Origin of the sequence: Anaerocolumna xylanovorans DSM 12503, assembly GCF_900143645.1 — a bacterium.
Lineage (GTDB): Bacteria > Bacillota > Clostridia > Lachnospirales > Lachnospiraceae > Anaerocolumna > Anaerocolumna xylanovorans.
In genome coordinates this window covers 239,839-254,127 of sequence record NZ_FRFD01000011.1, presented here as the reverse complement: position 1 = coordinate 254,127, position 14,289 = coordinate 239,839, and the positions used below count along the sequence as shown (strand labels likewise).

General features: G+C 39.8%; 11 protein-coding genes. All 11 read left to right on the top strand.

The genetic code is table 11. The features are described 5' to 3' along the window. Nucleotides 1-149 precede the first annotated feature (149 nt). The gene (locus BUF11_RS18795) at nucleotides 150-1,076 is read left to right on the top strand and encodes an aminoglycoside phosphotransferase family protein (RefSeq protein WP_175562098.1); all 927 of its coding nucleotides are present in this window, start codon (nucleotides 150-152) and stop codon (nucleotides 1,074-1,076) included. A 281-nt stretch (nucleotides 1,077-1,357) separates the two neighbouring features. Continuing rightward, the gene (locus BUF11_RS24130) at nucleotides 1,358-1,525 is read left to right on the top strand and encodes a DUF255 domain-containing protein (RefSeq protein ID WP_073590395.1); all 168 of its coding nucleotides are present in this window, start codon (nucleotides 1,358-1,360) and stop codon (nucleotides 1,523-1,525) included. A gap of 38 nt (nucleotides 1,526-1,563) precedes the next feature. Next, a complete protein-coding gene (locus BUF11_RS18785; protein ID WP_073590394.1) occupies nucleotides 1,564-3,429 on the top strand; it encodes a thioredoxin domain-containing protein in 1,866 nt (621 codons plus the stop codon). 276 nt (nucleotides 3,430-3,705) lie between these two features. Beyond that, on the top strand, nucleotides 3,706-4,320 hold the full coding sequence (locus tag BUF11_RS18780) for a DNA-3-methyladenine glycosylase (protein WP_330393912.1): 615 nt from the start codon (nucleotides 3,706-3,708) through the stop codon (nucleotides 4,318-4,320). Nucleotides 4,321-4,436: 116 nt separating this feature from the next. After that, nucleotides 4,437-5,129: an iron-sulfur cluster assembly scaffold protein gene (locus tag BUF11_RS18775; RefSeq protein ID WP_073590393.1), complete on the top strand. Its 693-nt coding sequence runs from the start codon at nucleotides 4,437-4,439 to the stop codon at nucleotides 5,127-5,129. 22 nt (nucleotides 5,130-5,151) lie between these two features. Then, nucleotides 5,152-6,162 carry a GGGtGRT protein gene (locus tag BUF11_RS18770; protein WP_073590392.1) on the top strand — a complete coding sequence of 337 codons (1,011 nt, stop codon included), beginning with the start codon at nucleotides 5,152-5,154 and terminating at the stop codon, nucleotides 6,160-6,162. A gap of 596 nt (nucleotides 6,163-6,758) precedes the next feature. Then, nucleotides 6,759-8,669, top strand: a complete 1,911-nt coding sequence (locus BUF11_RS18765; RefSeq protein WP_073590391.1) for an ABC transporter substrate-binding protein — start codon at nucleotides 6,759-6,761, stop codon at nucleotides 8,667-8,669. Nucleotides 8,670-8,908: 239 nt separating this feature from the next. Then, a complete protein-coding gene (locus BUF11_RS18760; RefSeq protein WP_073590390.1) occupies nucleotides 8,909-9,895 on the top strand; it encodes an ABC transporter permease in 987 nt (328 codons plus the stop codon). Between the two features lie 13 nt (nucleotides 9,896-9,908). Then, a complete protein-coding gene (locus BUF11_RS18755; RefSeq protein ID WP_073590389.1) occupies nucleotides 9,909-11,735 on the top strand; it encodes an ABC transporter permease subunit in 1,827 nt (608 codons plus the stop codon). An 11-nt stretch (nucleotides 11,736-11,746) separates the two neighbouring features. Continuing rightward, entirely contained in the window at nucleotides 11,747-12,742 is a 996-nt protein-coding gene (locus tag BUF11_RS18750) for an ABC transporter ATP-binding protein (RefSeq protein ID WP_073590388.1), read from the top strand. Further along, a complete protein-coding gene (locus tag BUF11_RS25070) occupies nucleotides 12,732-14,279 on the top strand; it encodes an ABC transporter ATP-binding protein (protein ID WP_073590387.1) in 1,548 nt (515 codons plus the stop codon). The genes BUF11_RS18750 and BUF11_RS25070 overlap by 11 nt, the downstream gene beginning before the upstream one ends. The last annotated feature ends 10 nt before the right edge of the window (nucleotides 14,280-14,289 follow it).

The following is a 14,289-nucleotide window of genomic DNA, read 5'->3' as shown; positions in this document are numbered from 1 at the left end:
GTTACAGCAGAGTATCTACTTAATCATACAGTAGGACGATTATCGGGTTTTAAATGCTTAATTTATCAATTTTATGCAGTTTCTGTATTCAACTGCAATTTATGTGCATATGAGGTGAAATAATGTTACTTGACAGGATAAATGATTTTATGATACTTGGCAAAAAAGAGATTTCTTCACTTTTCGCTCAGTTTGACAGTAAACTAATTATACTGGATTTTTCGCTTATAAAAGATAGTATGAGCAACAGCGGTTATGTAGTTACAACAGATTCAGGGCAATATCTTTTAAAGCTTTATTCAAATACGACCGACAAGATTGAAACCGCCTCATACATATACCTGCATGATAAAATAAACGTTCCGGAACTGTACTATTATGACGGCAGTAAACAGAGTTTTCCGTTCGCTTATACTATAACGGAGTTTCTTAAAGGTGTGACCTTCATAAAATATGTTCGTAACGGTTTGAATTATCCTCCGGAATTTGCATATGAAATCGGCAGAATGTGTGCTACGATACATAAACGAAAATACGTTCATGATGCATTGCTGGATGATAATTTGAATATATCAAAAGAGCTTCCACGCACACGAGAAAAAATATTGAACTTAATTAACGATAAACCAAAGGAATATCTTAAAGCCGAAACGATTGAAAAGTTGCGCAATTTTATAAAAGAAAACCCGGATTTGTTTGACCGAATTGAATCCGAAAATGTCTTATGCCACGGCGATTTGGGATATAGTAACATTATGATATCTGAAAGAAAGGTTTATTTCATAGATTTTGAGTTTGCTTATTCCGGCAGTATTTACCACGATATAGGACATTTTTTTAGAAAAAAAGGAGACGACGTTCAGTCTCTTATTAATGAGCAAATTTATGATGCCTTTGCGCAGGGATATAATTCGGTTTCTTCGAATCAATTACCAGCCGACTGGCTAACGCTTGCGCATTTGTGCGATATAAACGCCATGCTCTGCTTGCTGACATACGATAACGTTCCGCTGGATTGGATTTCAGATATCGAACACGATATTCTGTTTGCAATTAATGAGAATATCAAAATGTAATAGAACATACAAAATAAGCATAACACCGTAAAGTCAACACTTAATCATACCCTATACCTAATAAATTTACCATACATAATTACAGCCCGGTCACACCATAAATGTGACTGGGCTGTAATTATTCTTCGAGATTTGTAAACATAACATCGGATTGTGCTTTGGCATACTCACCTGTGTAATATGTGCCGCCATTTGGCTTGTTGAGATATGTCAAACTGTATCCTTTGTTACTTAATTGGGTATAATAATCCAATCTTAAACATAGAAAGGAGTTGATGCCCATGCAAACTACAACAGATAGAGTACCTAATCGCTTGATAAATGAGAAAAGTCCGTATCTCTTGCAACACGCCTATAATCCCGTGGATTGGTTCCCTTGGTGTGACGAAGCTTTTGAAAAAGCTAAGAAAGAAGACAAACCAATCTTCCTGTCGATTGGGTACTCTTGACGTGGGTACAGTTATCTACATGCCACTGGTGCCACGTTATGGCGCATGAATCCTTTGAAGACAGAGAAATAGCAGAATATTTGAATACCAATTTTATTTCCATAAAGGTGGACAGAGAAGAGCGTCCGGATGTTGACAGCGTATATATGTCCGTGTGTATGAGCCTGACAGGGGATGGCGGATGGCCCCTTAGTATTTTTATGTCACCGGACCAGAAGCCTTTTTATGCCGGAACCTATTTCCCAAAATATTCTCTTTACCAGAGGCCAGGCTTTCTGGATTTATTAAGAGCTGTAAAAAACGCATGGAAAAATTCCAGAGATGAGCTGATAAAATCTGGGGAAGATATCACGAAGGCATTAAAGGAGCAGGAAAGTAAGAAGGGAACAGCCAATGTGCAGGAGCTTATCCAAAATGGAGAAAATTATTTAAGAAGATATTTTGACAAGGAGAATGCCGGTTTTGGTCGGGCACCAAAATTCCCGACGCCTCACAATCTGATATTTTTACTTAAATATGCCTATTATTATAAAGATAATAATGCCCTTGAAATGGCCGAGAAGACTCTTATCTCCCTGTACAGGGGCGGGATATTTGACCATATCGGCTATGGCTTTTCCAGGTATTCCACAGATTCTGTCTATCTGGTTCCACATTTTGAAAAGATGCTCTATGATAATGCTCTCTTAACCATTGCCTATCTGGAGTGCTATCAATGTACGAAAGTCACGCATTACAGGGAAATTGCCGAAAAGATTATGGAGTACGTAAAGAAGGAGCTTACCGAAGCGTCAGGAGGCTTTTATTGCGCCCAGGATGCCGACAGTGAGGGAAAAGAGGGAAAGTATTACGTGTTTTTTCCGGAAGAAGCAATCAAAATCCTGGGAGAAGAAGACGGAAGATATTTTAATGAATACTTTGATATTACAAAAGAAGGCAATTTTGAAGGAGCCAATATTCCAAACCGTATAAAGGCAGTGAAACAAAGCGGCCTGCAAAGTATCAAAAATGACAGGATTGACGGGCTGTGCAGGAAAATGTATGACTACCGTCTGACAAGGATGAAGCTTCATAAGGATGATAAAATACTTACTTCCTGGAGCAGCCTTATGATTGCAGCCTATGCCCATGCTTACCGTATCCTTGGGGAAGAAAAATACCTTGAGGAAGCCGTAAGAGGAGTACAGTTTATTAAGAAGCATCTGACAGAGGGCGAAAGGTTAAAGGTACTTTACAGGGACGGCGTAAGTAAAGGAGAAGGGCATCTGGAGGATTATGCCTTCTACTGCCTGGCATTACTATATCTGTACGAAGGAAGCTTTGAAGCAGAATTTCTGAAAGAAGCTCTGTATTATGCCAAGATAATGTTGGAATTGTTCTTTGACACAGAGGAAGGAGGATTTTATCTCTATGCAAAGGATGCGGAGAGCTTACTCTTTCGCCCCAAGACGGCAGAGGATAATGCCATGCCCTCCGGTAATTCCGCGGCAGCACTGGTACTGCAAAGACTGGCGCTTCTTACTGGGGATGCATCCATGGAGAAAGCCTGCAATTTGCAGTTAAACTACCTTTCAGAAGTGATTGATTATCCGGTATCACATTGCTTTACCCTTTCTGTGATGCTGTCCGAAATCAATCCTTCCAGGGAGCTTGTATGTGTAAGTGTAAGTAAGGATATTAAGGAATTGCAAAAGATTCTTAGAGAGCATTATCTTCCCGATATGACAGTCATAGTTAAGAACGGGGAAAATGAAAAACTTTTGGGTGAGCTGATACCTTTTACAAGGGAGTATCCGGTGGAGGAGAAAGACGCATATTATCTGTGTGAAGATAAGAAGTGCCAAAAGCCTGTTTATAATATAGAAGAATTAAAGTCGCTTCTTCGGATACCGGTAATAATATAAGGGATTTCGGTTATATTAAGGTTAGCTGCGGTTCCATAAGTTATTTCTTCACCCTAATTGTTGTGAAGAAAGCTTATGGAGGTGCAGCTTATTATGTTAGTTCATTCGACAAAGCCAGACCAGGCCTTTAGCCGACAGGATTGAAAATCATCGGAAAATCCTTTATACTTAAGTACGGCAAGTAAACTTGCGAAATGCATGGGAGCTAGTGTGAAAAATAAATTTTCACACGCAAATTTGTGCCTGCGGCCCAAAGTTTGCAGGTACAGGAAAGGCATGGCTATTAATATGAAATTACCAAGAGAATTTTACCGGCAGGATGGAGTAGCCCTGGCAAAGGCGCTTCTTGGAAAAGTGCTGGTACATAATACAGAGCAAGGCATTGTAAAAGGAATTATCGTGGAGACGGAAAGCTATATGGGGGTTATTGATGCAGCGGCCCATTCTTATAAGGGAAAGAAGGACGGCAGGTGCAATATTCAATACAATGAGGGAGGCTATGCTTATATCTATATGATTTATGGGATGTATTACTGTATGAATATTGTGGCCAATGCGGAAGGTGTACCAGAGGTAGTGCTTCTTAGGGCTCTTGAGCCGGCAGAGGGAATTCCTCTAATGGAAAAGCGAAGAAGCAATGCCAAAAGAAAAGCACTTCTTAGCGGTCCTGGCAAGCTCTGTCAGGCTATGGGAATCGGAAAAGAGAATTACGGCATAGACCTTTGCGGAGATCAGCTCTATGTAGAAGAACCGGAAGAAAAAGCTGATTTTGAGATTGAAGCTTCCAGGCGGATTAACATTGACTATGCCGGAGAGGCTAAGGACTATCTCTGGCGGTTTACTATAAAGGATAGCCCCTATGTATCCGTAAAGGTCAAGAAGCCTTGTTAATAATTTTTTATCAAAAACTATGGACTAATTTGACTTTTTATGAGAAAATAAGTGCGGTGTTAAAATAATAACGATTTATACTGCAATTATTGATGTACATTGAAAGGAGTCTTGACATGATTTATTCACATGAAGTAGAAATGATGTGTCCGGTTGCGCAAGGCGTTAACCACGGGGCAGCACCTATCCCGGAAGAAGCAAAATGGGTACAGGCTAAGGAAGTGAAGGATATCTCCGGTTTAACACATGGTGTTGGCTGGTGTGCACCTCAGCAGGGAGCCTGTAAGTTAACCTTAAACGTAAAGGACGGTATTATCCAGGAGGCGTTAATTGAGACTATCGGATGTTCCGGTATGACCCATTCCGCAGCTATGGCAGCAGAAATTCTTCCCGGAAGAACTGTTTTGGAAGCACTGAACACAGACCTTGTATGTGATGCTATCAATACTGCTATGAGAGAGCTTTTCTTACAGATTGCTTACGGTAGAACCCAAAGTGCTTTCTCTGAAGACGGACTTCCTATCGGAGCAGGTCTTGAAGATTTAGGTAAAGGCTTAAGAAGCCAGGTTGGTACGATGTACGGAACCTTAAAGAAAGGTCCCCGTTACCTTGAAATGGCAGAAGGCTATGTTACCGGAATTGCTCTTGACGAAGAAGACCAGATTATCGGTTATCAGTTCGTAAACCTGGGCAAAATGACTGACTTCATTAAGAAGGGTGATGACCCTACTACCGCTTATGAGAAGTCCAAAGGACAGTATGGACGTGTTGCGGATGCAGTGAAGATTATAGACCCCAGAAAAGAATAATAACCGAAGGAGGATACATAAAATGGCTTTATTTGAATCATATGAAAGAAGAATAGACAAAATCAATGCTGTATTAAACAGCTATGGAATAGCTTCTATCGAAGAAGCAGAAGAGATTACAAAAGCAGCCGGTCTTGATGTATACAACCAGGTAAAGGCTATTCAGCCTATCTGTTTTGAGAATGCCTGTTGGGCATACCTTATTGGTGCTGCTATCGCTATCAAGAAAGACTGCAGAAGAGCAGCAGATGCAGCAGCAGCTATTGGTGAAGGACTTCAGGCTTTTTGTATCCCCGGTTCCGTTGCTGACCAGAGAAAGGTTGGTTTAGGACACGGTAATTTAGGAAAGATGTTGTTAGAAGAAGAGACAAAGTGCTTTGCTTTCCTTGCGGGACATGAATCCTTTGCAGCAGCAGAAGGTGCCATCGGTATTGCTCTTTCTGCCAACAAGGTAAGAAAAGAGCCATTAAGAGTAATCTTAAACGGTCTTGGAAAAGATGCCGCTCAGGTTATCTCCAGAATTAATGGCTTTACATTCGTAGAAACACAGATGGACTATTACACCGGTGAAGTAAAAGAAGTGTTCAGAAAATCTTACTCCACAGGAGACAGAGCTAAGGTTAACTGCTATGGTGCCAACGATGTAACAGAAGGTGTTGCTATCATGCACAAGGAAGGTGTAGATGTTTCCATTACCGGTAACTCCACCAATCCTACCAGATTCCAGCATCCCGTTGCAGGTACCTACAAGAAGGAATGTGTTGAACAGGGTAAGAAATATTTCTCCGTAGCTTCCGGCGGCGGAACAGGAAGAACTCTTCATCCTGATAACATGGCAGCAGGTCCTGCTTCCTACGGTATGACGGATACAATGGGAAGAATGCACTCTGACGCTCAGTTTGCAGGTTCTTCATCCGTTCCCGCTCACGTTGAGATGATGGGCTTAATCGGCATGGGAAATAATCCTATGGTTGGAGCCACCGTTGCTGTAGCAGTTGCGATCCAGCAGAGTGCTGACGCAGGCAAGTTCTAATTATTCTGTAAAGTTTAAGTCTGGTTAGACGAAGTATTTGATTAAAAGCATGAAGAGAACCCCTGTGTTTTGTCCCCGGGTTCCTTCATGCTTTTTATTCATGAAACAGTGTAACCTGAAAATACCAGTAAAAAAATGATGGTAGAATTTGAGCATTATAACAGTTTTATCGTAAAAACATGCTGTATATTAGTGAAAGATTTTGAAGTTAAAAAGCATATTATGTCATAGATAAATAAGTAATCATAAAAATTGTATTTTTCTACATATAAAATGCTGAAAAATAAGTAAAATACAATATGTAAAGTGTATAAATATAGATGAATACAATGTTTGTAAAGATTCGTTGACAATCAAGTAATTGTATTATATAATACAACTTGTGATGGCGGCTTAAAGTCGTAAAGATATAGTCCGATAAAATTTGTTTGCAATGGTGCTTTTCTGAATCATTCAGAGAGAATGAGGAAAGGCTTTTTTTGTATAATGTTTTAATAAGTTAATTCTTTAATTTACTAAAATAATTACATACATATTTTCAGTTGCAAAGCAAATATTATAGGGTAGTATCAAAAATATTTTAAGGAGGAAATTTTATGCAAAAAAGAGTGTTAGCATTATTGCTGACCGTAGTCATGGTATTTTCCCTTGCAGGCTGCAAAGGAAAGAATGACACGGGAATATCAACAGAGCCTACTACTGCTCCTGTTGACACCACAGATGAACCTACTGAGGCTCCTACTCAGGCGCCCGCTGAACCCAGCGGACAGATTATAATAGGTAGTACAACAGATCTAAGCGGTGAGTTTATACCTTATTTCCAAAATGGCGCTGCTGATAATGATATTTTTTACATGACAAACGGATATCCTACCACAGATATTACGGATGCCGGTGAATTTGTTGTAGATAAAACAGTAGTTAAGGATTATAAGGTTACCAGTAACGAGGACGGTTCAAAGACTTATACATGGACCATTAACAACAACCTTGTATGGAATGATGGAACACCTATTACAGCCAAAGACTATGTTGCCAATCTGCTTTTATGGTCATCAAAGCAAATCGCCGATATGGGTGCCAATAATACTATTGTTGGTATGTATTTCAAAGGATTTACAGATTTCTCAAGCGGCAAGACAAAAGAATTTTCCGGCGTTAATTTAATCAGTGATGATACATTCGCCGTTACAATTGATGCATCTAATCTTCCTTATTTCTTTGAGTTAGGTTTAGTGCAGGTACAGCCTACAAAGCTTTCTTTCTGGACAGATGATAAGGTTACAATTTCAGATGACGGAAAAGGTGCTTATTTCTCTGATAACTTTACAGTAGAAAATTATAAGGATAAGATTAATGCTGCCAGAACAAAGGTTCCTGCCATTACTTGCGGAGCTTATAATGCTGTTAGCTTTAATGGATCCGCCAAAGAGGCTGTTATCGAAGTTAACCCTAAGTATTTAGGAAACCGCGACGGACAGAAACCCAGCATAAAGACAATTATCTATAAAAAAGTTACAACTGAAACAGCTCTTGATGAATTATCAACCGGATCTGTTGATTTATTAAATGGTATGTCAAGCGGTGATGAAATCAATGCCGGACTTGATTTAGTTGATAAGGGTGGTTTTGCTTATTCATCCTATGATCGTAATGGTTATGGTAAACTGCAGTTTGCCTGTGATTTTGGACCCACACAGTTTGTTGAAGTTCGTCAGGCTATTGCACATCTGTTAGATCGTAATGATTTTGCCAAGGCCTTTACAGGCGGTTTCGGTTCTGTTGTTAACGGACCTTATGGACCTGCAATGTGGATGTATCAGGATACCAAGGATACCTTGGATGAAAAACTGGATTCTTATCCTTACAGCCTTGATGATGCTGTTAAATTACTGGAAGACGGCGGCTGGGTATATGGCAAAGACGGTAAGGACTATACCTCTGGCGTACGTTACAAGAAGTTAGATGACGGAACCTTAATGCCTCTTGTTATTGAATGGGCATCCTCCGAACAAAATCCTGTATCTGAACTTTTGGTAGTTAAGTTACAGAATAATCCTGATGTTGCTGCTGCTGGTATCAAGATTAACCAGACAGTTATGACATTTACAGAATTATTAAGCTACCTGTACAGAGATGGCTCTAATGACAAGAAATATGAAGTTCCCACTTATAATATGTTTAACCTTGCAACCGGATTTACACCTATATATGATATGGTTCAGCAATATACTATTAAGGGCGGGGATAATACCAACTTTATAAAGGACGAGGAACTCGATAAGCTTACAAAGGATATGGTTCTGGTTGATCCTGCAGATAAAACCACCTTTGAATCTAAATTTGTTTCCTTTATTGAAAAATGGAATTATTTATTACCCGATATTCCTTTATACTCCAATCTCTATCATGACTTCTATAATGCAAAATTAAAGAATTATAATCCTAATGGTATTTGGGATATGAAGTATGCTCTTATGTACGCTTCTGTAGAAGAACAGAAATAATTTAATTGCATTTTATATTAATCAAGAAATAGGGTATGATAAATACCCTATTTCTTATGAATAAAAGAATATGTATTTTAAAAGTTATCAAGAAAGTGTCTATGCTTAAGAATAGGATTCTTCACTGTGCTTAGAAGCTGACATTATTTCTAAGCATAATGAAGAAGCCTATTTATTTATGATAGAAGAAAATCTGTTAAAGTTTTGCATGATTCGTTACAATTGTAGGAGGAATAAGAATGTTAAAGTATATTGGGAAGAGAGTGCTTTACATGATTTTTGTATTTTTTATCATGTCTCTCGTTATGTTCTTTTTGTATAATCTAATACCCGGAGATCCGGCAAGAGCAGAATTGGAGCCTCTTAAAAAAACCATGAGACCTGAAGCATATCAAATGAGATATGAACAGTTAAGAAAGCAGATGGGACTTGATGATCCTATTATCGTTAAATACGGTAAATGGATCGGCGGAGTATTACAGGGGGATTTTGGTATGTCAACAAGGCATAAAAAGCCGGTTGTCGACTTGATTAAAGCGCCTATGGGGAATACCATTTTTATTAATATATTTGCAACCATTTTAGCACTTGGCATATCGATTCCACTCGGAATTAAATGTGCGGTAAAACGTAATTCTGTGATGGATAATGTGGTACAGGTTTTAACCATTGTAGGTTACAGTTTGCCAATATTTATTATAACGCTTGTCAGTATTTTCTTATTTGCAGTTACCCTGCGGTGGTTTCCCGTCAGCGGTATGAATACGCCGAACTTTCATGGAACTGGTATAGTATTTTTCCTTGACAGAATGCATTATCTGGCACTGCCTTTGATTGTTATGACAATTGGTTCCTTAGGCGGTATGACAAGATATGTCCGTGCTGCTATGATAGAAGCCCTTCGTATGGACTATATCAGGACAGCCAGAGCAAAAGGTTTAAAGGAAAAGGTCGTTATCTATTCCCACGCCTGGAGAAACGCACTTCTTCCGGTAATTACATTAATTATCGGCTGGTTTATCAGTATTTTTTCCGGCTCTCTCGTTATTGAACAGATGTTTAACCTTAACGGTATGGGTAAATTTTATATGGATGCCCTTATGAATCAGGATTACAATGTTGCGCTTGCGGTACAGATGTTTTATATGGTTGTCGCATTAATCGGTAACTTAATTATAGATTTAAGCTATGGTTTTGTTGATCCCCGTGTCAGGGTAAATCATTAGGAGGAGGCTAAGTATGGACAACAAGAATACGCCCAAAAAGAAAAAAAGTTTTTTACAGCTTCTTTTTATTAAGGCCTTTGGTACTGGGAAGAAAAAATTATCCATTTTAGAAGAAGAACAGATGCAAGGACCTGTAAGAACAATTATCAAAAATTTTACCAGCAACAGGCTGTCTATGACCGGCCTAATTGTGTTTTTACTGATATTTGCTGTCGTTATTATCGGACCTTTCTTTGTGAAGCTGGATTTATCTTATACAGAAACCAGCCAGCAGAATGTGAATCCGGGCTTGGATTTGATGAAGGTGCCTTCCTCCTTAGAGGGAAAGGTGGCGGAAATCTCCGTAGGACCTACATATACAATTGCTGTTTCAGACAGTGGCCAGTTATATATGTGGGGTAAGACAAAGATTACAAGTACTCTGAACTTAAAATACGTTCCCTCTAATATGGGAAAGATTAAGCGTATATCTGCCGGCTTTGACCATATACTTGCTTTAAATGAAGAGGGCAAGGTCTTTGCATGGGGCAATGACAGGCAGAAGCAGTGTGCTGTTCCGGATAAAGTAAAGGAACTTACCAATATTGTAGATGTTATTGCAGGTTATCAATGTTCTGTTATCTTAACAGCTGACGGACATACCTATTTCTTTGGTAATGAAGCAAACAATGATTATAAAAATACACATAATTATCAAGGCCAGATTGTTAAGGTGGTTACAACAGCAGATGCTGTTTTAGGACTTACCAAGGATGGCCAGGCTGTATACCTTGGAAAGCAGAGCAACGGATATACCAAGATGCCTGAGAACATGGGAACGGTTGTCGATGTTGCTGCAACTGCTTCCACTATGGCAGCAGTAAACAGTGATGGTAAGGTATTTGTATGGGGTAATCTCTCCGAAAGAGGAGAAGGAAAAGTACCCGAAATTACCAGTAAGATAGTAGCTTTGGAAGCCGGAAGATATCATTATACCGGAATTACAGAAGATGGTAAAGCGATAGCCTGGGGCTTTGATAATTATAACCAGGCATCAGTACCTGCTTCGGTGAAGAACAGCAAGGTTGTAAAACTATTTACCGGTGCCTATCAGAATTATGCTGTCACAGACAGCGGAAAGATTCTGACATGGGGATTAAAAGGATATCTTTTAGGCTCAGATGATTTAGGAAGAGATATTTTAAATCGGTTGATTAATGGCGGAAGAATGTCTATGACCATTGGTGCGATCGCAGTTATTATATCAACGATTATTGGTGTAATTATCGGCGGTGTTTCTGGCTTCTTTGGCGGTAAGGTAGATATTATATTACAGCGTATCGTAGAGATTGTATCAGGACTTCCTTTCCTTCCTTTTGCTATGATCCTTTCAGCACTTTTAGGCAATGCCCTATCTTCCAACCAGCGTATTTACCTGATGATGATTATTCTGGGTCTGTTGCAGTGGCCAAGCCTTTCACGTCTTGTGCGTGCCCAGGTGTTTTCAGAACGTGAAAAGGAATTTGTAACAGCTGCAAAGGCAGTTGGTGTAAAGCAGATGTCTATTGTATTTAAGCATATACTGCCAAACGTTATTTCGGTAATTATTGTTACTGCAACCCTTGATTTTGCAACCTGTATGCTGACAGAAGCAACTCTTTCCTACTTAGGATTTGGTGTTCCCGCACCTCAGCCTACATGGGGAAATATGCTCTATGGCTGCAACAACAGTATCGTAATACAGAACTATTGGTGGAGATGGGTATTTACCTCCATTGTTCTTGGTATCTGCGTAATTTGCATAAATCTGACCGGTGATGGACTGCGTGATGCAATCGATCCGAAATCACAGGAACGTTAGGAGGGAATACAATGGCATTACTGGAATTAAGAGACCTACACACATTCTTTACGACGAAAAAGGGAATAATAAAGGCAGTTAACGGCGTTTCTTACGAGGTTGAAGCAGGTAAGACTCTTGGCGTTGTTGGAGAAAGCGGAAGCGGCAAGAGCGTATCTGCTATGAGTATTATAAAGCTGTTAGACGGCAATGGTTATATTAACAGCGGTGAAGTTATATTTGACGGAAAAGATCTTGCAGATGTTTCTATAAAGGATATGACTAAGATAAGAGGAAATGATATATCCGTTATCTTTCAGGAACCTATGACCTCCCTGAATCCGGTATTTACCGTAGAAAGACAGGTTTCCGAGCCCTTTATCATCCACCAGAGGATGAGCAAGAAGGCAGCGGCTAAAAAAGTAGTGGAAATGTTAAGACAGGTTAATATACCGAATCCGGAAGCTGTTGCAAAGCAGTATCCCCACCAGTTATCCGGTGGTATGAGACAGCGTGTTATGATTGCTATGGCACTTGCCTGCAAACCTAAGCTTTTGATTGCTGACGAGCCTACAACAGCACTTGATGTTACGATTCAGGCTCAGATATTAAAGCTTATGAATGCTTTAAAGAAAGAAAACGGAACCTCCATCCTGTTCATCACCCATGACCTTGGAGTTATCAATGAAATGGCAGATGATGTAGCCGTTATGTATTGCGGGCAGGTAGTGGAAATGGCTCCTTCCAGGGTTATATTCGGAAAGGAAAATAATTACTCTCATCCATATACCGAGGGACTTATGTATTCTATTCCAAGGCTTGATACACCTACCGGTGTCCGCTTAGAGGCTATTCCGGGAGCTGTACCCCATCCTTTGGATCTTCCAAAGGGATGTAAATTTGCCCCCAGGTGTAAGTATGCAACGGATAAGTGCCGCAATGAGGAGCCTGCTTTAGTAGAAGTGGAAAAAGGCCATCCTATTCGTTGTTTTTATCCGGAGAAAGGAGTGAGGGCAAATGGCAAATAAGGATAGAAAAGTATTAATAAAGGTTCAGAATTTAAAACAATATTTTCCTATAAAGAAAAACTTTATTCAAAAAGAAAAGCTCTTTGTAAGGGCTAATGATGATATAACCCTTGATATCTACGAGGGAGAAACTCTCGGACTGGTTGGAGAAAGCGGCTGCGGAAAGTCTACTCTTGGGCGTACACTATTACAGTTATATGCGCAGACAGACGGAAGAACTATGTATTATGGCAGAGATGTGGATGAAATTGCACCTGCTTATGTATTAGATATTCTTAACCATCTGGTAGACAGAAAGAAAGAGTACTTTACTTTAAAAGAAAAAGTTGAAAATATCAAAAAGCAATATGATGCTTTGCCGGACGGCGATGAGAAATATGCACTTAGAGCTCATCTTTTGGAGGCAGAAAAACATTCCAGAGACAGCTTTTTAGACATTGTACAGCTCATTGGCGGATTCTTTGTAGCAGACAATCTGGCTCCTGTTTCTGATATTCTGGTAAAGGAATATAAGGCGGGAGTTGAGTACCGTAAGCTGAAAGAAAAGCAAAATGAAGCCCGTGTTGCTTATGAGGGACAGCGTTCTTCTTTAAAAGAAAAAGGAAAGACAGCCGTGCAGATTGATGCTGCAACTAAGGGTACCCTCTCACAGATTGAAAAGCAGGATGAATTCATCAAGATAAAAGAAAAAGAACTGGAAGAAATCCGGGCAGAGATTTACAAGCTCATGAAGAAGTATGATGGTAATCCTGATTTTGCAAAATATGAAGTATACAGGGATAAAGGTATCAACCTGGCAAGACTGGACGAAGAGGAGAGCCGTAAGCTCCGTAAAGACTTACAATTAATCTTTCAGGATCCTTATTCATCCTTAAATCCCAGAATGACAGTAGGGCAGATTATTTCAGAAGGTCTTCTGGCACATAAATATTTTGATAAAAATGATGAAAAGCTTCAGAATTATGTTATGGAGGTCATGGAGAAATGCGGACTTGCTCCCTACTTCATCCACCGATATCCGCACCAGTTTTCCGGCGGTCAGCGTCAGCGTATCGGAATTGCCCGTGCTCTGGCATTAAAGCCGAAATTCGTTGTTTGCGATGAGGCTGTATCTGCTCTTGATGTATCCATTCAGTCACAGATTATCAATCTTTTGCTGGATTTAAAGGAACAGGAGAACTTAACTTACCTTTTCATCTCTCATGACTTAAGTGTTATTAAGTATATCAGTGACCGCGTAGGTGTTATGTACCTTGGAAACATTGTAGAGCTTGCGGCAACGGAAGAGCTTTTTGCCCATCCGACACATCCGTATACGGAAGCGCTGTTATCTGCAATTCCTACAACAGACGTAGACAATAAGAAAGAAGCCATTATCCTGGAAGGAGATATACCAAGCCCCATAAAGCCTCCTTCGGGCTGCAAATTCCATACACGCTGCCGTTATGCAACGGACATCTGTAAGAAAGTGATTCCTGATTTTGAAGAAGTAAGACCGGATCATTTTGTGGCATGCCACCATAAGATCAATCTATAAAAAGGAGGTG